The 21,541-nt window shown below is 70.1% G+C and carries 20 protein-coding genes and 1 pseudogene; 11 read left to right on the plus strand and 10 right to left on the minus strand.

The genetic code is table 11. The features are described 5' to 3' along the window. Nucleotides 1-234 precede the first annotated feature (234 nt). From ACFPLC_RS07555 to ACFPLC_RS07570, 4 genes are all read left to right on the plus strand, one after another. Nucleotides 235-576 (plus strand): ArsR/SmtB family transcription factor, encoded by a 342-nt coding sequence (locus ACFPLC_RS07555; RefSeq protein WP_378195676.1) that lies wholly within the window; start codon nucleotides 235-237, stop codon nucleotides 574-576. Continuing rightward, nucleotides 573-809 (plus strand): hypothetical protein, encoded by a 237-nt coding sequence (locus ACFPLC_RS07560; RefSeq protein ID WP_378195680.1) that lies wholly within the window; start codon nucleotides 573-575, stop codon nucleotides 807-809. Before ACFPLC_RS07555 ends, ACFPLC_RS07560 begins: the two co-directional genes overlap by 4 nt. Before the next feature lie 122 nt (nucleotides 810-931). Next, nucleotides 932-3,052 carry an MMPL family transporter gene (locus ACFPLC_RS07565; protein ID WP_378235737.1) on the plus strand — a complete coding sequence of 707 codons (2,121 nt, stop codon included), beginning with the start codon at nucleotides 932-934 and terminating at the stop codon, nucleotides 3,050-3,052. 27 nt (nucleotides 3,053-3,079) lie between these two features. Beyond that, a complete protein-coding gene (locus ACFPLC_RS07570) occupies nucleotides 3,080-4,000 on the plus strand; it encodes a DMT family transporter (protein WP_378195685.1) in 921 nt (306 codons plus the stop codon). Here ACFPLC_RS07570 and ACFPLC_RS07575 read toward each other — a convergent pair. Then, nucleotides 3,943-6,081 carry a putative bifunctional diguanylate cyclase/phosphodiesterase gene (locus ACFPLC_RS07575; protein ID WP_378235738.1) on the minus strand — a complete coding sequence of 713 codons (2,139 nt, stop codon included), beginning with the start codon at nucleotides 6,079-6,081 and terminating at the stop codon, nucleotides 3,943-3,945. The two genes, ACFPLC_RS07570 and ACFPLC_RS07575, sit on opposite strands and share 58 nt — an antisense overlap. A gap of 316 nt (nucleotides 6,082-6,397) precedes the next feature. Here ACFPLC_RS07575 and ACFPLC_RS07580 point away from each other — a divergent pair, with 316 nt between their 5' ends. The 4 genes from ACFPLC_RS07580 to ACFPLC_RS07595 all read left to right on the plus strand — a co-directional run bounded on the left by ACFPLC_RS07580 (nucleotide 6,398) and on the right by ACFPLC_RS07595 (nucleotide 10,785). After that, nucleotides 6,398-7,696: a cytochrome P450 gene (locus ACFPLC_RS07580; protein ID WP_378195691.1), complete on the plus strand. Its 1,299-nt coding sequence runs from the start codon at nucleotides 6,398-6,400 to the stop codon at nucleotides 7,694-7,696. Between the two features lie 244 nt (nucleotides 7,697-7,940). Continuing rightward, the gene (locus ACFPLC_RS07585) at nucleotides 7,941-8,882 is read left to right on the plus strand and encodes a ParA family protein (RefSeq protein WP_378195694.1); all 942 of its coding nucleotides are present in this window, start codon (nucleotides 7,941-7,943) and stop codon (nucleotides 8,880-8,882) included. Then, nucleotides 8,879-9,445, plus strand: a complete 567-nt coding sequence (locus tag ACFPLC_RS07590; protein ID WP_378195697.1) for a hypothetical protein — start codon at nucleotides 8,879-8,881, stop codon at nucleotides 9,443-9,445. Before ACFPLC_RS07585 ends, ACFPLC_RS07590 begins: the two co-directional genes overlap by 4 nt. Further along, nucleotides 9,439-10,785, plus strand: coding sequence for a restriction system modified-DNA reader domain-containing protein (locus ACFPLC_RS07595; protein WP_378195700.1), 1,347 nt, complete (start codon nucleotides 9,439-9,441; stop codon nucleotides 10,783-10,785). The genes ACFPLC_RS07590 and ACFPLC_RS07595 overlap by 7 nt, the downstream gene beginning before the upstream one ends. 63 nt (nucleotides 10,786-10,848) lie before the next feature. Here ACFPLC_RS07595 and ACFPLC_RS07600 read toward each other — a convergent pair whose 3' ends face one another. Further along, the gene (locus ACFPLC_RS07600; protein WP_378195702.1) at nucleotides 10,849-12,231 is read right to left on the minus strand and encodes a hypothetical protein; all 1,383 of its coding nucleotides are present in this window, start codon (nucleotides 12,229-12,231) and stop codon (nucleotides 10,849-10,851) included. A gap of 48 nt (nucleotides 12,232-12,279) precedes the next feature. Continuing rightward, nucleotides 12,280-13,179 (minus strand): helix-turn-helix transcriptional regulator, encoded by a 900-nt coding sequence (locus ACFPLC_RS07605; protein WP_378195705.1) that lies wholly within the window; start codon nucleotides 13,177-13,179, stop codon nucleotides 12,280-12,282. Nucleotides 13,180-13,241: 62 nt separating this feature from the next. Here ACFPLC_RS07605 and ACFPLC_RS07610 point away from each other — a divergent pair. Further along, a pseudogene (locus ACFPLC_RS07610) lies at nucleotides 13,242-13,895 on the plus strand (SDR family oxidoreductase); the annotation flags it as partial. 183 nt (nucleotides 13,896-14,078) lie between these two features. Here the strand turns inward: ACFPLC_RS07610 and ACFPLC_RS07615 are convergent. Next, nucleotides 14,079-14,555 (minus strand): D-alanyl-D-alanine carboxypeptidase family protein, encoded by a 477-nt coding sequence (locus ACFPLC_RS07615; RefSeq protein WP_378236265.1) that lies wholly within the window; start codon nucleotides 14,553-14,555, stop codon nucleotides 14,079-14,081. A gap of 89 nt (nucleotides 14,556-14,644) precedes the next feature. Here ACFPLC_RS07615 and ACFPLC_RS07620 point away from each other — a divergent pair, with 89 nt between their 5' ends. Together ACFPLC_RS07620 and ACFPLC_RS07625 are read left to right on the plus strand one after the other, a co-directional pair. After that, a complete protein-coding gene (locus ACFPLC_RS07620) occupies nucleotides 14,645-15,322 on the plus strand; it encodes a response regulator transcription factor (protein ID WP_378195707.1) in 678 nt (225 codons plus the stop codon). A gap of 10 nt (nucleotides 15,323-15,332) precedes the next feature. Continuing rightward, a complete protein-coding gene (locus tag ACFPLC_RS07625; RefSeq protein WP_446681640.1) occupies nucleotides 15,333-16,421 on the plus strand; it encodes a sensor histidine kinase in 1,089 nt (362 codons plus the stop codon). Here ACFPLC_RS07625 and vanX read toward each other — a convergent pair. From vanX to ACFPLC_RS07655, 6 genes are all read right to left on the minus strand, one after another. Then, the gene (vanX, locus tag ACFPLC_RS07630) at nucleotides 16,385-16,993 is read right to left on the minus strand and encodes a D-Ala-D-Ala dipeptidase VanX (RefSeq protein WP_378195713.1); all 609 of its coding nucleotides are present in this window, start codon (nucleotides 16,991-16,993) and stop codon (nucleotides 16,385-16,387) included. The two genes, ACFPLC_RS07625 and vanX, sit on opposite strands and share 37 nt — an antisense overlap. Beyond that, nucleotides 16,990-18,006, minus strand: a complete 1,017-nt coding sequence (vanA, locus tag ACFPLC_RS07635) for a D-alanine--(R)-lactate ligase (protein ID WP_378195716.1) — start codon at nucleotides 18,004-18,006, stop codon at nucleotides 16,990-16,992. Before vanA ends, vanX begins: the two co-directional genes overlap by 4 nt. After that, nucleotides 17,999-18,973 carry a D-isomer specific 2-hydroxyacid dehydrogenase family protein gene (locus tag ACFPLC_RS07640; protein WP_378195718.1) on the minus strand — a complete coding sequence of 325 codons (975 nt, stop codon included), beginning with the start codon at nucleotides 18,971-18,973 and terminating at the stop codon, nucleotides 17,999-18,001. The genes vanA and ACFPLC_RS07640 overlap by 8 nt, the downstream gene beginning before the upstream one ends. A 184-nt stretch (nucleotides 18,974-19,157) precedes the next feature. Further along, the gene (locus ACFPLC_RS07645; protein ID WP_378196015.1) at nucleotides 19,158-19,442 is read right to left on the minus strand and encodes a hypothetical protein; all 285 of its coding nucleotides are present in this window, start codon (nucleotides 19,440-19,442) and stop codon (nucleotides 19,158-19,160) included. A gap of 120 nt (nucleotides 19,443-19,562) precedes the next feature. Further along, nucleotides 19,563-20,249 carry an O-methyltransferase gene (locus tag ACFPLC_RS07650; RefSeq protein WP_378195721.1) on the minus strand — a complete coding sequence of 229 codons (687 nt, stop codon included), beginning with the start codon at nucleotides 20,247-20,249 and terminating at the stop codon, nucleotides 19,563-19,565. A gap of 38 nt (nucleotides 20,250-20,287) precedes the next feature. Next, nucleotides 20,288-21,526 carry an acyl-CoA dehydrogenase family protein gene (locus tag ACFPLC_RS07655; protein WP_378195722.1) on the minus strand — a complete coding sequence of 413 codons (1,239 nt, stop codon included), beginning with the start codon at nucleotides 21,524-21,526 and terminating at the stop codon, nucleotides 20,288-20,290. Nucleotides 21,527-21,541 lie beyond the last annotated feature (15 nt).

Consider the following 21,541-nt stretch of genomic DNA (forward strand, 5'->3'; position numbering starts at 1 on the left):
TGTTCGCCGGCGACGCTCACCCGTTCGGGCTCGGTTGGCTGTGGACAAGGTCCGCCGTGCGCGCTCGGACCGCCCGGAATTGTCGGTGCCTGCCGGTAGCGTGGAAGACGGGGGGCGCCCCCAAGGCGGGCCCCGTCGAATCGCGCCCGCCGCACGTGCGGCGGCAACCCCCGAGATGACCTCCGGGATCACCCCCATGGCGCCGCGCGGCATCACCTGCTAACTTTTGTTTGCATGTGGTCGACCGGCGACGAGCTCCTGCGGCAGCTGGGCGCCCTCGGCAACCCACACCGGCTGCGGATCATCGCGGCCCTGCACGCCGAACGCACCTACGTCAGCAAGCTGGCCCGCGACCTGCGGATCAGCCGCGCGCTGCTGCAGGTCCACCTGCGCAAGCTCGAAGCCGCGGGCCTGGTCACCGCCAGCTCCGAGGTCGGCGAAGACGGCAAGACGCTGCGGGTCTACCAGGTCACGCCGTTCTCCGCCGTGCTGACGCCGGAGGCGATCGCGGCCGCCGTGCCGACGCTCACCACACCGGAATCCGTCCAGGGGGACGGCGAGGAGGGACGGACATGAACTGGCACCAGTGGCAGGAAATCATCGGCGTGACCGGGGTTTTCGCCCTGTTCTCGATCGCGATCGTGCAGCTGGCCTCGACCTGGCGCGCCAAGGCGAAGCTGGCGCGCGAACACGAATACCGCTCGCTGGCCGAGAAAGCCGTCCGGACGCAGGAAGAGACCGAGCGGCAGCTGCGGGACGTCCAGGACCGGCTGCGGTCCATCGAACGCGTGCTCAAGGAGGTCGACTGAGCCGATTGACCTGAGGCCCTGGGCCGCCGAGCGGCAACTCGGCGACCCAGGAAGAAGAAGCACCCACTCGCCCGAGGGCGAGCTCTCATCGGATCACTCCTTCAAGGCAAGGACCTTAGTTCATGCTGCCTGCAGGCACCCCGGCTCACCGGCGGAGACCGGTGGTCGAAACCGTCACGCACTGGTCGCTGCGGCACCGCGCCGCCGCGATCCTCGGCTGGCTGGCGCTCGTCGCGCTGGCGTGGGCCGTCGGCACGTTCGTCCCCGGCACCGACGCGCGGTCGAGCCCCGCCGGCGACGCCGGCACCGGCCAAGCCGTCCTCGACCGCCAGCCCACCCGCGAACCCTTCTTCGAAAACGTCCTCGTCCAGCCCCGGTCCCCCGCGGCCGAGGCCGACCTCGTGACCGCGTTGACGACGTCGGGCGCGGCCGCGGACCTCCGCTCCGAGGTCTCCGCCGACGGCCGGTCGGAACTGGTCACCTTCCGGATCACCGGCAGGGGCACCGAAATCCGGGCCAACCTGGCGACGGCGACCGCGGTCGTGGACAGCGTCGCCGCCCGGCACGCGGACGTCCGGCTGGCCCAGGCCGGCGACCTCAGCGTGTCCGGCGCGGTCGACAAGAGCATCAAGGAGGACATCGGGCGGTCGGAGGCCCGCTCACTGCCGATCACCGTGCTGATCCTGCTCGTCGTGTTCGGCTCGCTGGTCGCGGCGGCGGTCCCGGTGCTGCTGGCGGGGACCACGGTGCTCGCGACGTTCGGCTTTCTGTCCGCTGTGGACAACTGGATCCCGGTCAACAGCGCGACTTCGGCGATCACCTTGCTGATCGGGATGGCCGTCGGCGTCGACTACTCGCTGTTCTTCCTGCGCCGGGTCCGGGAGGAACGCGAACACGGCGTCGACGAGTCGATCCGCGTCGCGGCGCGGACGTCGGGGCACGTGATCGTCGTGTCGGGGCTGACCGTCGTGCTGTGCGTGACCGGCCTGCTGTTCACCGGCCTCGACAACCTCCAGGGCCTGACCGTCGGCACGATCCTCGTCGTCGGCCTGGCCGTGCTGGCCGCGGTGACCGTCCTGCCCGCGACGCTTTCCCTGCTCGGTGCCCGCATCGACCGCGGCCGGATCCCGTGGCCGGGGCGTCGGAAGACGCGCTCCCGGTTCTGGGCCGCCGTGACCGACGTCGTCACCCGGCGGCCCGCCGTCTGGAGCGGGCTCGCCACCGCCCTGCTCGTGCTGCTCACCTTGCCCGCGCTGGGCATGCGGCTGCAGGACCCGGCGCCGACCGAGAGCCTGCCGCGCAGCATCCCGGTGATCGACGCGGCCGTGCGCGTCCAGGACGCGTTTCCCGGCGTCACGATGCCGGCGCACGTCGTCCTCTGGAACACCCGCGGCGGCCCGGTCGACACGCCCGCGCTGCGCCGGGCGATCGACGAACTGACCGCGGAAGTGCCGCGACCGGCCGTGGTCGTCCCGGTGGACCAGGCGCTCGTCGTCCGGGTCCCACTCGGCGGCACCGGCAACGACGAAGCGGCGAGCCGCACGCTCACGACGTTGCGGGAAACCCTGCTGCCGCAAACGGTCGGGCGGATCGACGGGATCGGCTACGCGGTCGCGGGCCGGACCGCCGAAGCGCACGACTTCACCACGCAGGTGCTCGACCGGGCACCGTACGTCTTCGGGTTCATCCTGCTGCTCGCGTTCGTGCTGCTGCTCGTGGTCTTCCGGTCGGTGGCGGTGCCGGTCGTGTCGATCGTGCTCAACCTGCTGTCGGCCGGCGCGGCCTACGGCGTGCTCACCCTCGTGTTCCAGGACGGCTTTCTCGCGCCACTGCTCGGTTTCACGCCCTACGGCGGGGTGCTCGGCTGGCTGCCGATGTTCCTCTTCGTGCTGCTGTTCGGGCTCAGCACCGACTACCACGTGTTCATCCTCAGCCGGATCCGCGAGCGGCGGCTCTCCGGCGCCCCGGCGCGGCAGGCGATCGTCGAGGGCACGGCGAGCAGTTCCGGGGTGGTGACGAGCGCCGCGCTGATCATGACCGGGGTGTTCAGCGTCTTCCTCAGCCTGGCCGCGATCGAGTACAAGATGCTCGGCCTCGGCATGGCGTTCGCGATCCTGCTCGACGCGACGATCGTCCGCGGTGTGCTCCTGCCCGCCGCGCTCACCTTGTTCGGCGACCGGCTGTGGCGCGGTCAAGCTGTAGAAAGCCTTAAAGATCCGTCCAGAACTCTTCACTTGTCCTGACGAATCTTCTTCGGCACCGTTGCTCTCATGAACGGTGGACGGGGCGCCTCGGTGCGCATAGCGGTCTTGGCCCTGCTGTGGGGCTCGGGCTTCCTCTGGATCAAGCTGGCGCTGACCGGGCTGAGCCCCGTCCACCTCACCCTCGTCCGCTGCGCCCTCGGGGCGCTGACGCTGCTGGCCATGGCGTTCGCGGCCCGGCAGCGGCTGCCGCGGGACGGCCGGACCTGGGCGCGCCTGATCGTCGCCGCGTTCTTCTGCAACGCCTTGCCCTTCGCGCTGTTCGGCATCGGGGAACGGACCGTCGACTCCGGCGTCGCCGGTGTCATGAACGCCACCACCCCGCTGTGGTCGCTCCTGATCGGCGTCGCGCTCGGGACGGAACGGCGGCTCAACCCCGCGCGGCTGCTCGGGCTGGGCCTCGGCTTCGCCGGCATCGTGGTGATCTTCGCGCCGTGGCACCAGTCGGGACTGCTGAGCACCGGCGCGCTGGCCCTGCTCGGCGCCGGCCTCAGCTACGCGGTCGCGTTCGCTTACATGGCCCGGAAACTGCCGCCGGACGGCGCTCCGCTCGCCCTCTCGGCCGCGCAGCTGATGACCGCCACCGCGCTGACCGCGCTCGCGCTGCCGGTCTCGTCCACGGCACCGCACCTGACGCTCACCGCCGTCGTCGCCGTGACGATCCTGGGCGTCTTCGGGACCGGGATCACCTTCTACCTCAACTACCGGCTCATCGCGGACGAAGGCCCGACCGCCGCGGCGACGGTCGGCTACCTGCTGCCCGTGGTGTCGGTCGCGCTCGGGGCGCTGTTCCTCGGCGAACCGCTGACCCCGCGGGTGGTCGGCGGCATGGCGGTCGTGCTGGTCGCCGTCGGCCTGACGCGGTGGCAGCCTCAGGTGCCGGCGAACTGCCCGGCCAGCTCGGCCGGCGGCCTGGCCACGCCGAAGTAGTCGCCGGTCGCCAGCTCCGCACCGGCCGCGCGCCACCACTTCGCCTGGTCCTCGGTGTGGACCCCGTCGACGACGAGCGTCGCGCCGACCTGCCGGACCAGCGGCACCAGGGCGCTGAGGAACGTCGAGTCCGACCACGCCTGCCACTCCACGAGCCGCTGGTCGACACGCACGATGTCGACCGGCAGGTCCTCGATCGCCCGCAGGTCGTCGGGCCCCAGCCCGAACTCGTCGAGCATGACGCGCACGCCGAGGTCGGCCAGCGCGGTGACGTTCTCGATGACGCCGGTCACCGGGAGCGCCCCGGCCGGAACGCCGAGCATCAGCTGCCCGGGCGGCAGGCCGGTGTCCCGCAGCAGCCGCGTCACGCGGGTGCCGAGCGCGTCGTCCGACACCTGGTGCCCGGTCAGCCCGGCGAGCATCGGGAGGCCGAAGCCCGCGCGCTGCCGCCACCATTCGCCCTGGCGGCCGGCCGCGCGCACCAGCCAGTCGCCGAGCGGCAGGATGAGCCCGGTCGACTCGGCGAGCTCCACGCAACACTCGTGCGAAAGGGCCGTGTCGTCCGGCCGGTCCCAGTGCAGGCGGGCTTCGACGCCGGCGGCTTCGCCGTCCGCCAGCCGCGCCATCGGCCGGTACCGCACGCCGATCTCGCCGTGTTCCCAGGCGCCGGCCATGCCGACGGCCACCGCCTGCGTCCGCCGGTCGTGGGCGTCGGCCTCGCGGTCGAACATCTTCCACTGGCCGCGCCGCCGCTCCTTGGCGCGCCGCAGCGTCTGGTCCGCCTGGCGCAGCAGCTCGAGCGGATCGATGCCCTTCGCCGGCCGGTGCACCACGCCGGCGCTGGCCGACAGCGCGAGCCCGTGGCCGTCGACGAAGAACGGCTCGGCGAGCTCGTCGTTGATCGCGCGCACGATGGTGTCGATGTCGGGCGTGGATTCCGTGTTCTCGACCAGGATGCCGAACTCGTCGCTGTGGAACCGCGCGATCATGGCGTTCTCGCGGGCCATCACCGCCTTGAGCCGCTGCGCGAAGTGCACCAGCAGCTGCTCGCCGACCCGGCGGCCGAGGCTGTTGCAGACCATCCCGAAGGCGTCGAGGTCGACGTGGAACAGGGTGACACCGTACGCCGGGTCCGCGCGCCGCAGCGCCGTCTCGAGGTGGGTGCCGAAGTACTGGCGGTTCGGCAGGCCGGTGAGAACGTCGTGCAGCGCCTGGCGGCTCAGCTCCCCCTGCAGCAGCATCAGCTCGGTGCCGTCCTCGATCACGACGACGAAGTGGGAGGGCCGGTCTTCGGCGTCGCGCAGCAGCGAGGCGGTGAGCGAGATGCGGACGACATCGCCGTCTCGGCGCAGCAGCCGCTCCGACTGCCGGATCCGCTCCTTGCCGCCGTCCAGCAGGCCCGTCATCGCGTCGCGGAGGACCTCGACGGACTCGGGGTGGACGACGTCGTACAGCACCGAGCCGGCCAGCTCGCCCGCCGGGTGCCCCAGCATCTCGGCCAGCGCGGCGTTCGCCCGCACGATCCGGCCGTCGAGCGCGACGACGGCGATGCCGCTCGCCGACGACGTCACCACCTCTTCGAAACGGGCTTCGCTCTGCCGGAGGTTCCACTGGGCGTCCCGCACCGCTTTGAGCAGCGACAGGTGCATGATCTCCTGCTGGTCGAGGACGCTGCGCTCGTGCGCGAGCAGGAAGCCGCACGACAGCGCGCCCAGCGCCGCCACGATCCGGTCGGCGGCGCCGTCCACCGCCTGGAGCTCGGGCAGCGCGGGCAGGCCCTTCCCGAGCACGTCGAGCGTGCACCGCAGCCCGGGCTCGCCGACGTAGCCGAGCGCGACCAGCCGCGCCCCGATCCGCTCGGCGGGCGCCGGGTCCGGGGACCCGCTGCGCAGGGCGTCGCAAAGCGTGCCCAGCAGGCCGAGGAGCTCGACGTCGAGCTCCTCCCGGCTCAGCGACACGACGGTCACGCCGCTGAGCAGGTACGCCCATTTCCGGGCGAGCCGGGTCCGCCCGCGGTCGGCGCCGGGTGCGGCGGGCTGGTCCGGCTGGGGTTCGATCATCGGCATGGGAGACGTCCGCATCAGTTCTCGCGGCCGATTCCGGCGGAAAGCGCGGAAACCGCGACGCAGAAGCCGTGCGCCCGTACGGTGCCCGGTAGGGAGATATCGACACCCGGTGGATACCATTCCGGTGATCGTGTCACGGAGAACACCTTCTCAGTCTGATCGGACCGGAAAGAGCTTAGCGATTCCCCGCGGTTCGGCTACTGGGCCATCCGCGTGAGCCCACACCACCCGATCGGGCACTGTCCGGTTCGACCGGGCAGGCTTACCGTGAGCCGTCTCCTTGCGAAATCCGCACAATAGCGTAACCACGACGGCGCAACGAGGAGTACGCATGAGCGTCCCGGTCGCCCCGGGCCGGTGGCCATTTCTCGGGCACACTCCGGCACTCCTGCGGCAACGCTTCGCATTCACCGACACATTGCCCGGACACGGCGAGATCGTCAAACTTTATCTCGGCCCGGCACCCGTCTACTTCGTCGCGAGTCCGCGATTGGCGCACGAAGTGCTGGTCAACGAGGGGCCGAAGTTCCGCAAGGGCGCGATGTTCGACAAGTTTCGGCCGTTCGTCGGAAATGGCTTGGTGCTTTCGAACGGTGACTTCCACCTGCGGCAGCGCCGGCTGATGCAACCGGCGTTCCACCGCGACCGCCTGGCCGCGTACGCGGAGATCATGCGGCGCGCGGCGGCGGACCTGAGCGGCTCGTGGCGGGCCGGCGAGGTGCGCCCGATCGACGACGACATGCAAAGCCTCGCGGTGACGATCGTCGGCGAAGCGCTGTTTTCCACCGAGCTGGGAAAAGCGGCGATCGCCGAGGCCCGCCGGTCGATTTACGTGATCATCCAGCAGGGGATGATTCGCGCGTTGTCGCCCAAGTTCGTCGAAAAGCTCCCGGTGCCCGGCAACCGGCGCTTCGACGAGGCGATCGCCCGGATGCAGGGAATCGTCATGGAGGTGATCCGCGACTGGCGGCGCGAGGGCACCGACCGCGGCGACCTGCTTTCGACGTTGCTGCTGGCCGGCATGACCGACGAGCAGGCGCGCGACGAGGTGCTCACCCTGCTCACCGCCGGCATCGAGACGACGGCGCTGGCGCTGGCCTGGACGTTCCACGAGCTCGGCAGGCACCCGGACGTCGAGGCCCGGGTGCACGCCGAACTCGACGAGGTGCTGGGCGGCGACCCGGTCACGGTGGACACCCTGCCCCGGCTGACCTACGTCCGGCAGGTCGTCGACGAGGTGCTGCGGCAGTACCCGCTGTGGATGCTGATGCGCCGCACCCTCACCGAAGTCGACCTCGGCGGCGTCCGCCTGCCCGAGGGGGCAGAGGTGATCGTCAGCCCGCACGCGCTCCACCACGACCCCACGTCGTTCGCCGACCCGGACCGCTTCGACCCGGACCGCTGGGCCCCGGAACGGGCGGCCGCGATCCCGAAGGGCGCGTTCGTGCCGTTCGGCGCGGGCACCCGCCAGTGCATCGGCAACCGCTTCGCCCAGAACGAAATCGTCATCACGCTGGCCACGGTGGCCGCGCGCTGGCGGCTGGTCCCGGTGCCGGGCAAGCCGGTCCGCGTCAAGTTCACCTCCGCCGCGTACCCGGAGAGCCTGCCGATGACGGTGGTGCCCCGCTAGGACGTGGGCGGCGGTGGCGGGAGCACCGCCAGGTGAACTGGCGCAACGTGGTCGAACGCTGCTTCAACCGGCTCAAGCAGCTCCGTGACCTGGCATCGTTCCCCGGCTCCGATGACTTACAGGACAGCTCCTGGCCGCCGGGCCAGATCGTTGACAGTTCCGGGACAGTTGACGGCGATCCGCGCCGGTCCGCCCGCCCGCGTAATACAAACGGACCCCAGGCACGAGACCACCGGGAGTGCGCATGCGGGTCGTGGCGGTCATGAACTACAAGGGCGGCGTGGGAAAGACGACGCTGACGGCGAACCTCGGCGCGGTGGCCGCGAGCCGCGGCCTGCGGGTCCTGCTGCTCGATCTCGATCCGCAGACCAACCTGACGTTCTCGTTCTTCTCCATCGACGACTGGCACGAGCGGCTGGCGGACAAACGCACGATCAGACAGTGGTACGGCGCCGAAATGCCCGGCCGGGACGTCCCGCTGCCCGAGCTCGTCGTGTCGCCGGAACGGGTGAACAAGGTTCTCGACGGCACGGGCGGGCGGCTCGACCTGATCTCCTCCCACCTCGGCCTGATCGACATCGACCTCGAACTCGCCGCCCTGCTCGGCGGGACGACCACCCTCGACGGGTCGAAACGGCGGTTCCTGGACCTGCACGGCTGCCTGCGGCAGGCGCTGCGGGACAGCTTCTTCGCCGGCTACGACCTGGTTCTCATCGACTGCGCCCCGAACTTCGGCCTGGTCACGAAGACGGCGATCGTCGCGAGCGAGCAGATCCTCGTCCCGGCCAAGGCGGACTACCTGTCCACCCTGGGCTTGGACTACCTGGGCGGCAACTGCGCCGGCCTGGTGCAGCAGTTCAACGACTTCGTCCACCACAAGGGCGGCGACCGGGAACACGAGCCGATCGACCCCGGTTTCCTCGGCGTGGTGTTCACCATGGTGCAGATCTACTCCCAGCAGGTGACAGCCGCCCAGCAGGGCTACATCCAGGAAGTGCTGGTGAACTCCCAGGTTCCGGTGCTCAAGAGCTACGTTCGCAACAGCCCGCGCCATTTCGGGGACGCGGGCGAGAACGGCGTACCGGCCATGCTGCGCGCGACCGGCCGCGACGAAGTCGTTCGGGAGTTCGACGAACTCGCCGACGAGGTCCTCGGCGCCCTTTCGCTGTCCGGTGATCGCCGGTGACCGACCTGAAGAAGTTCGCCGCGTTGCAGGCGCGGGTGTACGAGTTCCTTTCCCAGCAGGACGAGGCGACGCTGGAAGCGATCCTCGGCGGAACGGCCCAGCTGGCGGTGGCCGGCGCGGCCCCGCCTCCCCGGGCGCCGGAGGACCTGTCGGTCCTGACGGTGAAAGAACTGCACACGCTGGCCAGGAACCGCCGCTTGCGCGGGTACAGCAAGCTCACCCGCGCCAAGCTCATCGAGCTGCTCACCGGCCGCGGCTCCGACGTACCCGCGGCCGAGCCGGCACCAGCCGAACCACGGCGGGTCCCCAGTCCGCCGCCGGCCGTCGCCAGACCCGACGTCGACGCGGCCGCCATCGCCACCCACCTGCGCGAAACCGAAACCGAAGAGGAAGGCGCGGCTTACCTGGACGCACACAACCTCGACCGGGAGAGCCTGCTCGCCGTCGCCACCGAACTGCAGCTCACGCGGGTCGAGCGGCTCAGCCGGGCGGAACTGAAGCGGCGGGTGCTCAAGCAGGCCATCGGGGCCCGGCGCAAGTTCGCCGGGCTGCGGAAGTGGTGACCGGCGACGGCCGGTCGATGCACCTGATCGACGGCCGCCGCGTCACGGTGCCGGACCTGCTGGAGGCCGGCCTGCTCAAAGCCGGGGCGAAGCTGGAGTTCAAGCGCAAGCGCATCGGCGCGACCTTCGACGCGACGGTCACCGGCACGGGCCGGATCCGGCTCGAACCCGACGGCGAGGAGTTCCGGTCGCCCTCGCGCGCGGCGATGGTGGCCGCCGGGATGCGCGCGGTCGACGGCTGGCGAGCCTGGGTGGTGGTGGCCGAGAAGCGGCTGCTGGATTCGGTGCGCCAGGAGTTCCTCGACCGGGCGATCTCGGCCGCCGACCGGGAGGCCGGGGACCAACGCGTCCACGAGCGCTTGCGGCAGGCCCGCACCCGCGCCGACCAGGGCGATCCCGAGCGCATCACGGTCCGCGAGCTGCTGAAGCTCTGGGGCGTGACCGACCGCGGCGACCAGGTCGGCCGGATCGAAGCGGGCCTGGCCAACCACGGGCTGGTCACGTCGCCCGGCTTCCGCGCGGTCACGCTCGACACCGTCGTCTCCCTGACGACACCGCCGGACGAGCCCGAGGGGCCGGCGATACCCGACGTCCTCCCGGCCACCGAAGACGACGAGGGCGGCGGCGACCTGGACGTCCGCCTGACGGTCGGCAACCTGACCCCTCTCGAAGGAGTGACGTTCGTCGGACCCAACGGCTCGCTCCACGAGGCGATCACCGAGATGCTCCTCAACGACTTCTCCCAGCTCGCCGTGCTGAGCGGCCCGCGCAACGTCCGCGGCGCGGTGACGTGGCGGTCGATCGCCCAGGCGATGCACCGGAAATCCGGCGCGGGAGTCGCCGACGCGCTCGTCCGCGCCGAGGTCGTCGCCTACGACCGCGACCTCTTCGACGTCCTGCCGACCCTGCAGCAGCGGGAGTTCGTGCTGGTGACGGACGAAAGCAAAGCGGTGAAGGGCATCGTCACGACCGCGGACGTGGCGCGGCGCTACGGCGAGATGGCCACCCCGTTCTTCCAGCTGGGCGAGCTGGACCAGACACTCCGCTGGATCCTGCGCGGCGCCCTGGACCTCTCGACCGTTCAGCCCCTGTGCGGCCGGGACGTACAGAGCTTCGACCAGCTGACCTTCGGCGACTACCAGCGCATCCTGGAGAACAAGGACGTCTGGGACCGGCTCGGCTGGCCACTCGACCGGGCGCGGTTCATCTCCCGCCTGGCGAAGATCCGGCACATCCGCAACAGCGTGATGCACTTCCACCCGGACCCGCTCTCCGAGGACGCCGTCGAGAAGCTGCGGAACTTCAACATCCTCCTGCACCGCTACCGCGACCCGACCTAGGACGCACCCGCCTCGATCACCGCGAGGTCGCTCAGATGGATGCGGCACCGTGTTCGACGGCCGTCAGGCCGCGTAAAGCGCCCCGACCGCGGCCAGCACCGACGTCGAATACGCCGGGTCGTAGACGTGCTGTCCGACGTTCACCGCGCCGTTGCCGCGGCTGAACGTCCACCCGCCCGTGGCTTCGAAACCGGGATCGGCCACGTGACAACCGGTCAGCGAAACGTCGTCGAAGCGCGCCACGACCTCGTAGTCGGCCACGGCCTTCGCCTCGTACAGCCGCAACGTCAAGGTCGCCGATCCGCCGGTCAGCCGGGGGGTCAGGTCGATCGGGGCCGAGGTGTACCAGTCCGTGCCCTCGGTGGCGACATCGCGCTGCCAGACCTGCGTTCCGCCGACCTGGGCCTGCTTGACGTGGTACCCGGCCGGGCTGCTGCCGGCCCGGTCGTCGCTGTGCCACAGCACCATCCGGCACGAAGCCGAGCCTTCGTCCAGCCGGACGGTCGTGCTCGCCGCGGCGAAGTCGCCCGCCTTCGTGGCCGTGTCCGGGTGCACCGTGAAGACGAGGCCGCCGTTGCCGGTGTGCGCGAACGATTTGTCCGACTTCTGCGGGCGGCCCGGCGTGAGCGGCAGTGCGTACTGGATGACCCCGGCGATCTTGCCCGCGGCCGTGTACTGCATTCCGACGGCGGTCACCGCCCGCACGTAAGCGACGTCCGGAGCGACCGTGGTGGCCGACAGGGTCGATGCGTACACCATCAGGATCAGCTTGCGGTTCTTCGCGGCCAGCCGGGTGATGAGCGTGTCCAGCTGGGTGCTCAGGCTGCCGGTCCACAGCGTGTTGCGGTGCGGGTCGTCCCGGAACGGCACGATCACGCTGTCGATGGTTCCGCCGTAGGTGTCCACGAACGAAGTTGTGACGGCGTCCGAATAGACCACCGGGTAGAACTCCAGGCCCGGCTGCACCGCGCGGCCGGCGTCGCGGATCTGCTTGGTGTAGGCCGCCGTGAAGAACGGCAGGTTGTGGTTGAAGTCGTCGATGGCCCAAGCCTTGAGCACCGGATAGCGCAGGGACAGCGCACCGATGGCCCTTGCCCAGGCGGTGTAGTCCTTCTTGTGGGGCAGGTACTCCGCGCAGCTCGTCCCGCCGGGGCACTCGGTCGGCGGCACGAGGTAGGTCCACACGGTCAGCCCGGCCGTCTGCGCCTCGGGGAGGAACGCCTCGAGCTCGTGCCAGTCGGTCTCGTTCTGGACGAGGAAGGCGTAGGTGTTGGCGTTCATCGCCCGCAGCCGGTCGATCGTGGCGGCGGCGTCGACGTGGCCGTCGGTCCGCACGGGGTTCGCGTAGCTCGCGCGCACTCCCGGCGCGGGTGCCGCGTCCGCCGTCGCCGGGAGCAGCACCGCGCACAGGGCGGCGATCAGGGTGAAGAGACCCGTTCTCAACATGCGCCGGATGATCCGGTGGAGGCGTACAGAGGACGTACAAACCACGGCTCAGCCGAGCCGCCGCCGCAGGGTGGCGAGCGCGGCATCGAGCTCGGCCGACGACTCCTCGAGCACGAAGTCCGCGTCCAGCATCAGCAGGTTGAGCGCCAGTGCCCCGGGCGACTCGCCCGTCGCGTGCACCCGGCAGCGTTCCTCGTCCACCCATTCGACGGGCACGGCCGAGGGCACCCTGGCGACGATCTCCGCGGCCGGTGCGTCGACCAGGACGACGGCGCGGTGGCGGGCGAAGACGGCGTCGATGCCGTGGACCACGTCGGCCGCGGAAGGCGCCTCGCGCGGGACGAACCTCGCCCCTTCCGGCCGTTTCACCGTCATCCGGTCGAGCCGGAAGTGCCGCCAGCCGTCGCGGGCGGGGTCGAAGGCGACGAGGTACCACCGCCGCCCCACCTGGACGACGCGGTGCGGCTCCACCTCGCGGCGAGCCTCCTGGTAGTCGAACCGGACGCGGCGGTGGTCCCGGCAGGCACCGACGAGGAAGATCAGCAGGTCGGGGTCGACGCCGCCGGGTTTCGGCACGGCCTCCGTGTACCGGCGCATCGCCGCGGCCCGCCCCCGCAGCCGCCGCGGCAGCACCTGCTCGAGCTTCACCAGGGCGGTCCCGGCGGCTTCACCGAGCTCGGTGGCCGTCCGCAACGCGAGGAGGACGGCCACGGCCTCGTCGTCGTCGAGCTGCAGCGGCGGCAGGGACGTCCCGGCCCGCAGCCGGTACCCGCCGGCCACCCCGGGGATCGCTTCGACGGGATAGCCGAGCTCACGCAGCTTCCCGACGTCGTAGCGCACGGTCCGGGGGCTGACCCCGAGCCGCTCGGCCAGGTCCGCGCCGGTCCACGACGGGCGGGTCTGCATCAGGGCCAGCAGCGCCAGCAGGCGGGACGACGGATTCGGCACGAGCCCATCCTGCCCGCAATCACGGCAAGGATCTTGCCGCAATACGCGCCACCCTCGACGGCATGACCACACCCAAGACCGTCCTCGTCACCGGCGCCACCGGCACCGTCGGCCGCCACCTCGTCCGCGAGCTGCTCGCGGGCGGGCACCGGGTGCGGGCGCTGACCCGCTCGCCCGGAACGGCCAACCTGCCCGCGGAGGTGGAGCTGGTCGCCGGCGACCTGGCCGCGCCGCCGGAAGGCCTGTTCGACGGTGTCGACAGCGTGTTCGTCTTCCCGGCCGCGGACGTGGCCAGCTTCGTCAAGGCAGGCGACGCGCACCTGGTGCTGCTCTCCTCGCTCGCCGCCGCCCTCGAACACGAGCGTGACCACGGGTCGGCCAGCCAGGTGCACCACTCCGCGATCGAAGACGCCGTCCGCGACAGCGGCGCGAGCTGGACGATCCTGCGACCCGGCACCTTTGCCGTCAACCTGCTGTCCTGGGCCCAGCCGATCCGCCACACCGGCGGGGTCCGCGGGCCGTACCCGACGTCCGCGCAGGCCCCGATCCACGAGACCGACATCGCCGCCGTCGCCGCCGTGGCGCTGACCGAACCCGGCCACGAGGGCAAGGTGTACGCCCTGACCGGCCCGCAGGCGCTGACCCGCGTCGAGCAGCTCGACGCGATCGGCGCGGCCATCGGCCGTGAGCTGCGCTTCACCGAGACCACGCCCGACGAGTTCCGCGCCGAAATGCGCTCCTACGGCGTCGGCGACGACATCGTCGCGATGCTCCTGGACTACTGGTCGGACACGGTCGAAACGCCCGACGTGGTGCGCCCGGCGGTGCGGGAGGTGACCGGCCGGCCCGCCCGCACCCTCGCGCAATGGGCGCGTGACCACGCGGCGGACTTCGCGTGGTCACCGCATCCTCGGGTCCTGCGACGGATCGGCGTACATCGGCGGGCACCCGCACTCGACCGCCTCCGGGCGCAGTTCGTAGTGCCACGGTTCGTTGCGGTAGATCTGGCACAGCCCGTACCGGGCCCCGTGTTCGGCGAGCCACTTGCGGGCCGCGGGCGGCCCGATGTCGACGGCCTGGCCGCGCACGTGCGCGGACTTGTCCGCCGTCGTCACCCAGCGGGCCGCGGCCGCTTCCGAGCCGTGCTTCGCGATCCCCTGACGCCGCAGCTGTTCCTGGTAGGCCCACGAGCGCCAGCCCCCGTTGACGACGAACGCCACCCCGTCGGCCGCGGCGTCCGCCGCGGCCCGGCGCAGGGCGTCGAGCAGGTCGGGATCGAGGTTGGCCACGGCGGGGGACTCGTCGTCGAAAACCGGCAGGCCGTCCGGCACGGCGCCGTGTCCCCGGCCGAGGGGCGTGCGTTGACTGGAGGTCATGCCGCCCGAGTCAAGGCGGCGCGGTGTTGCCGTCGCGTACGCGCTTTCCGATATGCGGCCGATAGGCGCCCGCTCGTAGCATCGGCGGAGTGCGTGTCTTGATCGTCGAGGACGAGCCCTATCTGGCCGACGCCATCCGCGACGGCCTCCGGCTGGAGGCCATCGCCGCGGACACCGCCGGCGACGGCGACACCGCGCTGGAACTGCTGAGCGTCAACACCTACGACATCGCCGTCCTCGACCGCGACATCCCCGGCCCGTCCGGGGACGAGATCGCCCGGCACATCGTCGCCTCCGGCAGCGGGATGCCGATCCTCATGCTCACCGCCGCCGACCGGCTCGACGACAAGGCCACCGGCTTCGGGCTCGGCGCGGACGACTACCTCACGAAGCCGTTCGAACTCCGGGAACTCGTGCTCCGGCTCCGTGCCCTCGACCGGCGGCGCGCGCACAACCGGCCGCCGGTGCACGAAATCGCCGGCCTGCGCCTGGACCCGTTCCGCCGTGAGGTCTACCGCGACGGCCGGTACGTGGCCCTGACCCGGAAGCAGTTCGCCGTGCTCGAGGTCCTCGTCGCGGCGGGCGGCGGCGTGATCAGCGCCGAGGAGCTGCTGGAACGGGCTTGGGACGAGAACGCGGACCCGTTCACCAACGCCGTGCGCATCACGGTTTCGGTGCTGCGCAAGCGGCTCGGCGAACCCGGGATCATCGAGACCGTGCCCGGTGTCGGCTACCGGATCGACACCGGGGAACCCCGCCGTGGATAGGGAACCCGGGCTGAGCGCCCGGCTCAAGCTGACCCTCAGCTACGCCGGGTTCGTCATGCTCGCGGGCCTGCTGCTGATGGGCGCCGTGCTGGCGTTCTACCTGTACTTCCTGCCCGACGGCTGGATCATCACCGAGGGCAACTTCTGGATCAACCGCTCGCGCTTGGTGCGCGCATTCGTCCCGTTCATGGTCGTCGTGATCGTCTTCCTGCTGGTCTTCGGGCTGCTGGGCGGCTGGGTCCTGGCCGGCCGGATGCTCGCCCCGCGGACGCGCATCACCGACGCCACGCGCGTCGCCGCGACCGGCTCGCTCTCCCACCGCATCCGCCTGCCGGGCCGCACCGACGAGTTCCGCGAACTCGCCGACGCCTTCGACACCATGCTCGCGCGGCTCGAAGCGCACGTCACCGAGCAGCGGAGGTTCGCCGCCAACGCGTCGCACGAGCTGCGCACCCCGCTGGCGATCACGCAGAGCCTCCTCGACGTCGCCCGCAACGACCCCGAGCGCACCACCGGCGAACTCGACGAACGCCTCCGCGTCGTCAACGCGCGCGCGATCGAACTCACCGAGGCCCTGCTGCTGCTCAGCCGCGCCGAGCAACGGGCGTTCAGCCGTGACCGCGTCGACCTGTCCCTGGTCGCGGAGGAAGCCGCCGAAACGCTCCTGCTCCTCGCCGAGAAGCGGGGAGTCACCATCGAGACGTCCGGCGAGGCCGCGGTCGCCCTCGGCTCACCGGCGCTCCTGCTGCAGCTGACGACGAACCTGGTGCACAACGCGATCGTCCACAACCTGCCCGAGGGAGGCGCGGTCCGGGTGACGACCGGCGTCGAGCCCGGCGCCGTGGTGCTCACCGTCGAGAACACCGGCGAACAGCTCGCGCCGTCCTTGGTCGCCACCCTCGCCGAGCCGTTCCAGCGCGGCACCGAGCGACTCCGCAGCGACCAGGCCGGGGTCGGTCTCGGCCTGGCCATCGTCAAGAGCATCACCCACGCCCACGACGGGACGCTCACCCTCGCCCCGCGGCAGGCGGGCGGCCTCCGCGTGACCGTCCGCCTGCCCGGTCACGCGATGGGGAAGTCGAAGTACGTGTCCGGGTAGGGTTCGTCCTTCAAGCCGTAGTGCCACCATTCGCGCTCGTACGCGGCGAACCCGCAATCCTCCATGATGGACCGGAGGTAGCGGCGGTTCCCCGCTTCGAGAGGCGAAATCCCCCGTGCGTCGTGGTGCGAGATGGGATCCATCAGGTCGTGGCCACCGCCCATGGCCGCGAGTTCGCCGGTGACCAGGTGGTAGAGGGTGAGATCGACGGTGCTTCCCCGGGTGTGCCCGGACTTGGCCGCGACGTACCCCTTGGCGAACATCGTGGCCCGGTCCATGTTCGGGTAGTGCCACAGCTTCGTCCGACCGTCCTCGGGCTCGTCCACCCAGCGCAGGAAGCGGTCCACGGCGCGTTGCGGCCGGTAGCCGTCCCACAGCAGCAGGCCGAAGCCGAGGGACGCGGCCTTCTCCTGCGCCTCCGCCAGTGCGGCGCACAAGGTCTTCGTGCCGACGATGCGGTTGGCGAGGTACCCGTCCACGGGCTTGCCGGTGAAGTTGTCCCAGGTGGCGTACTTGGCGTCCCAGCGGATGCCGGGCACCAGCTCGTCCACGAAGGCGAAGTCGTCGTTCACCGGGCCGTCCCGGCCACGATCCGGTCGATCAGCTCCGAGAGCGGCACGCCGGCGGCCGCCATCATCCGCGGGTAGCGGCTGTACGACGTCAGGCCGGGCAGGGTGTTGACCTCGTTGAGGACCACCGTGCCGTCGCCGGTGAGGAACATGTCCACCCGGGCCAGTCCCCCGCAGCCCAGCGCGCGGTAGATGGCCTTCGCCGTCTCCTGGACGCGTGCGCGGGTTTCGGCCGGGATGTCGGCGGGCACGATGAACGTCGAGTTCTCGGAGCCGCTTTCGGGCGATTCTTCCTGGTGGATCCGGAAGAAGCCGTGCGAGAGGGCGACCCGGTCCACCTCACCGGCGAACAGGTCCGCTCCGCTGCCCAGGATCGCGCAGCCGACTTCGCTCCCGGCGACGGCCTCCTCGATCAGCACCTTCGAGTCGTACTGCGCCGCGGTCGCGATAGCCGCGGCCAGCTCTTCTTCCTTGGTGACTTTGCTGACGCCGAACGACGAACCCGAACGGGCCGGTTTTACGAAGACGGGATAATCGAGCCCGTCGACGTCCTCGCCCGGCCGGACGGTCCGGAACTTCGGCGTGGCGATCCCCGCGCTCGCGACAACGACGTAAGCGAGCGATTTGTCCATGCACAGGGCGGAACTCTGGACGTCACAGCCGGCGTAGGGCAGGCCGGAAAGTTCGAGCAGGCCCTGGATCGCGCCGTCCTCGCCGAGCTTGCCGTGCAGCACGGGCAGCACCAGATCGAGCCCGATGGTCTCGTACTTCCCCTCGTCCAGGACGAGCAGGCCGGGAACACTCCGGTCCGGCGACAGGACGACCGTCTTTCCGTTCTCCCACCCGGCTTCCGGGCCGTCGCAGAGTTTCCAGGCGCCGTCCCTGGTGATCCCGATCCAGAACGGTTCGTACTTCCCCATGTCGAGGTGGCGCGCGACCTCCCCCGCGGATTTCACGGAAACGGGGTGCTCTTCGGAACAGCCCCCGAAGATGATGCCGAGCTTGAGCCTAGCCATGCCGTGTCCCTCTTTCGAATTCCAGGCAGTTGGTGATGGAGTTTTCGACGGTGTCGCGCAGCGCGCGATCCGTGTAGTAGGCGGTGTGCGGACTGACGAGCACGTTCGGCAGTTTCTGCAGCCGCACCAGCAGTTCGCTTTCGACGGGCCGCCCCCGCCAGTCGGCGTAGAAGACGCCTTCTTCTCCTTCGAGGACATCGAGTGCGGCCCCGCCCAGCCGGCCGGTTTCCAGCGCCTCGACCAGGGCTCCGGTATCGAGAAGCGGCCCTCGCCCGGTGTTGACGACGAACGCACCGGGCTTCATCAGCTCGAGCCGCCCCCGGTCCAGGAGGTGATGCGTTCCGGCGTCGAGTGGCGTGTGGAGGGTGACGATGTCGCTCGACCGCAGCAGTTCTTCGAGCGGCAGGTAGTCGACGTCCGCGTGCGGCCGGCTGTCGTACGCCACCACCCGGGAACCGAACCCGCGCAGCCGCCGGACGACCGCGGCGCCGATCCGTCCGGTCCCGATCACCCCGACGGTCAGATCGCGCAGTTCTTTTCCCCGCACGTCGTTCAACCGGTAGTCGTGCTCGTCGGCCCGCCGGATGACGGACTGGGCGTCCCGCGACAGCATCAACATGAGCATGAGCGTGTAGTCGGCCACGCTGTCCGGGGAATAGGCGACGTTCCCCACGGAAATGCCGACGCTGCGCGCGTAGCCGACATCGACGTGGTCGTAGCCGACGCTCCTCGTGGAGAGGTAGCGGACGCCGATCCGGCTGAGCGCCAGAAGAGTCCGGTCGTCGACCGGAGTCTTGTGGCCGACGCTGACACATCGGCAGCCGGCGGCGAGCCCGACGTTGGCCTCGCACAGGGCGGCGTCCGTAAGGGTCGGCGTCACCCCGAAGCGCGGCGCCATCTCCCGGAACAGCAGGGCCTCATCGGGTGCACACCCATAGATCGTCATCCCGAGTGCCGGTTCGCTCATGCCGACCAGTCAAGGGAAGACGGCGTTGCCGGAACGTATGCGCTTTTGGATACACCGAAGATAAGTTACCGTCTGGTAAGGAACACCGAGGGGGGATCATGGCCTGCCGCCGCTGGGCCGACGAGCAGGGTGCCGTCCACATGGAGACCCTCGACAACCCGCCCGGGCGTGGAATCGTCAGACGCTACTTGATTCTTCGGTCGAGCTCCGGGGCGGCGAAAAACGCCGAGGCCGTCTTCAGGACCTCATTTGCCCGCCGCAACTCACGCACCTCGCGTTCCAGCTCGGCGATCCGTGCCGCATCATTGCCGCGGTTGACGTCCCGGAACAACTGCAACCCGGTCGGTGAGTGGGGGCAGGCCACCGCCACTGTGCGAGAAACCCAGTCGATGCGCGGGTATAGCGTCAGGCCACCGCACTGCAGGAGATCGCTCGCTGCCCGGGCGGACTCGAAGAGGAACTCCGGCATCGGCCGCGGCCTTCGCGCAGCTCAACGGCCTCCTCCCGAGTCAGTCCGGGCCGGGTTCCGCCGGCGACAAACCCGGCGCGGGCCGTGGGGGGCCTGACCAAATTCAACTACTACTGTGGACTACGCTGCGGCGCGCGAGTAGTCGGCTCGCTTATACGCTAGGGTCACACCATCGAAGACCGGCAGCATGCTCAGGTCAACCCGGTCGTCATCGCAGAGTGCGGCGTTCAGCGCGCGGAGTGAGTCTGTCTCCTGGTCACTGATGTCGGGGCGCGCCACCTTGCCTGACCAGAGCACGTTGTCCAGCACAAGCAATCCGCCCGGCCGGAGTAATTCAAGGCATCGCTCGAAGTAGTCGGAATAGCTTTCCTTGTTGCAGTCGATGAACGCGAAGTCCACCGTGCCGGCGGCACCGTCGGCAAGCAGTGCGTCCAAGGTCTCGAGGGCGGGACGGATCTCCACCTGGATACGGTCGGCGACCCCGGCCCGTTCCCAGAACGGGCGGCCGATCTCGGGCCACTGCGCGTTGACGTCGCACGTGATGACGCGCCCGTGCGCGGGGACGGCGCGGGCCATGGCCAGCGTGCCATACCCGGTGAACGTCCCGACCTCGACGACGGTGGTGGCCCCCGTCAGCCGGACGAGGAAGCCGAGCAACTGCGCCTCCTCCGGTGGAGTCAACATGCCGTGCTCGAACGAGAGCCGCACGGTGGCCGCCCGCAGCTCACGCGCGATGTCGTCTTCGCGAAGGGAAACATCCCGCACATACTTCTGGATTCGATGGTCCAGTACCAAATTGCGGAGCACCCGGTTCCTCCTGATCTCGGCGATGGCGTGTTGCGAGTTCAGCTCGCGATGCCCAGTTCCAGTTGAGCGAGTTCACGGGGGGCGATGGTGGCCAGATAGATGTGCACTCCGGCATGCGTATGCAGGGTCGACATATCCCGCCAGATCCGCTCGAGCCGTTCGCCCGCACGTACGGCGCTGGTCCCGGCGGTGGGATACAGAATGTCGGACACCGTGTTCCACGTCATCCGTACGACCTCGCGGCTGATGATCGACATCCGGAGCTCCACCTCACGGGTGACATTCCCCCGCTCGGCTGTCTCATGCCATTGCCTCAGCACGTCCGTCATCGCCGCCCGTGCCGCCGCGATACGTCCAGCCGCTTCGCCGTAACGGAGCTGAAAATCCGGGTCTTCGGAACGCGGTCCGAACGGCGGATACGTGACCGGACGTTCCCGCGTCAACTCGGCGTAGACATCCAGCGCCGCGGTGGCCATGCCCACGGACAGCGCGCCGAGCTGGAAGGTGAACGGGGCCACCACGCTGCCGCCGTACAAGGTGTTGCGATGCAGCCGAAGCCCCGGCGTTCCCCCGACGACGGAGATCATTCCCATATGCGTACCAAGCAGCGCGTAGTGCGCCGGGATATGCGCCTTCTCGACTTTGACGCTGTGCGAGCCACTGCCTTTCAGGCCAAGCTGGGAACCCCAGTCGTCCAGCCGCCGCCACTGGTCCCTCGGCACGATGAACATCAACTGCTCGGGCGGTTCTCCTTCCGCTCCCGCGACGAAGGTCTGGCCGACGAAATGAGTGGCGTAGGGCGAGCCGGAGGCATAGCGGAACACGCCGTCCACGATCCAGCCGCCGTCTTCGGCGGGCTCGGCGAACCCGGCCGGCGCGATGACTCCCGGGCAGATGAAGTCACCGCCCGCGAATAGCTCATCCTGCGCTTGTTCGCCATAAACAGCAGCAATCAGATGGGCGTGGGACGCCCCAAAGGTGTACATCCACGCCGTCGACGCGCACCCCCGCGCGAGCCTCTCAACCACCTGCATGTGAGTGTCGATACCGAATTCGTAACCGCCGTATCGCCGTGGCACCATCAGCCGGTAGAAGCCGGATTTGCGCAGCAGTTCATGCGTGTCGAGCGCATAGAACCCGCGGGCCTCCGTCTCCTGCTGCCGGTCGACGAGCGTCTTGGCGATCCGTTCGGCGCGGGCCAATACTTCGTGCTCGGTCAGGCCCGGCTCTGGCGGAAGCGGATAGTCCTTCGCCGAGGTATCCATGGCGGCAGTCATGTGCTGACCCTCCTT

This window comes from Amycolatopsis plumensis (genome assembly GCF_042652605.1).
Classification (GTDB): Bacteria; Actinomycetota; Actinomycetes; order Mycobacteriales; family Pseudonocardiaceae; genus Amycolatopsis; species Amycolatopsis plumensis.

Excerpts from the sequence above, each read along its gene's own strand:
- ACFPLC_RS07580 (WP_378195691.1), top strand. The coding sequence starts at position 6,398 with ATGAGCGTCCCGGTCGCCCCGGGCCGGTGGCCATTTCTCGGGCACACT.
- ACFPLC_RS07640 (WP_378195718.1), bottom strand. The coding sequence starts at position 18,973 with ATGAGCGAACCGGCACTCGGGATGACGATCTATGGGTGTGCACCCGAT.
- ACFPLC_RS07555 (WP_378195676.1), top strand. The coding sequence starts at position 235 with ATGTGGTCGACCGGCGACGAGCTCCTGCGGCAGCTGGGCGCCCTCGGC.
- ACFPLC_RS07600 (WP_378195702.1), bottom strand. The coding sequence starts at position 12,231 with ATGTTGAGAACGGGTCTCTTCACCCTGATCGCCGCCCTGTGCGCGGTG.
- ACFPLC_RS07560 (WP_378195680.1), top strand. The coding sequence starts at position 573 with ATGAACTGGCACCAGTGGCAGGAAATCATCGGCGTGACCGGGGTTTTC.
- ACFPLC_RS07585 (WP_378195694.1), top strand. The coding sequence starts at position 7,941 with ATGCGGGTCGTGGCGGTCATGAACTACAAGGGCGGCGTGGGAAAGACG.
- vanA (WP_378195716.1), bottom strand. The coding sequence starts at position 18,006 with ATGGCTAGGCTCAAGCTCGGCATCATCTTCGGGGGCTGTTCCGAAGAG.
- ACFPLC_RS07615 (WP_378236265.1), bottom strand. The coding sequence starts at position 14,555 with ATGACCTCCAGTCAACGCACGCCCCTCGGCCGGGGACACGGCGCCGTG.
- ACFPLC_RS07655 (WP_378195722.1), bottom strand. The coding sequence starts at position 21,526 with ATGACTGCCGCCATGGATACCTCGGCGAAGGACTATCCGCTTCCGCCA.
- ACFPLC_RS07570 (WP_378195685.1), top strand. The coding sequence starts at position 3,080 with ATGAACGGTGGACGGGGCGCCTCGGTGCGCATAGCGGTCTTGGCCCTG.
- ACFPLC_RS07565 (WP_378235737.1), top strand. The coding sequence starts at position 932 with ATGCTGCCTGCAGGCACCCCGGCTCACCGGCGGAGACCGGTGGTCGAA.
- ACFPLC_RS07645 (WP_378196015.1), bottom strand. The coding sequence starts at position 19,442 with ATGCCGGAGTTCCTCTTCGAGTCCGCCCGGGCAGCGAGCGATCTCCTG.
- ACFPLC_RS07575 (WP_378235738.1), bottom strand. The coding sequence starts at position 6,081 with ATGCGGACGTCTCCCATGCCGATGATCGAACCCCAGCCGGACCAGCCC.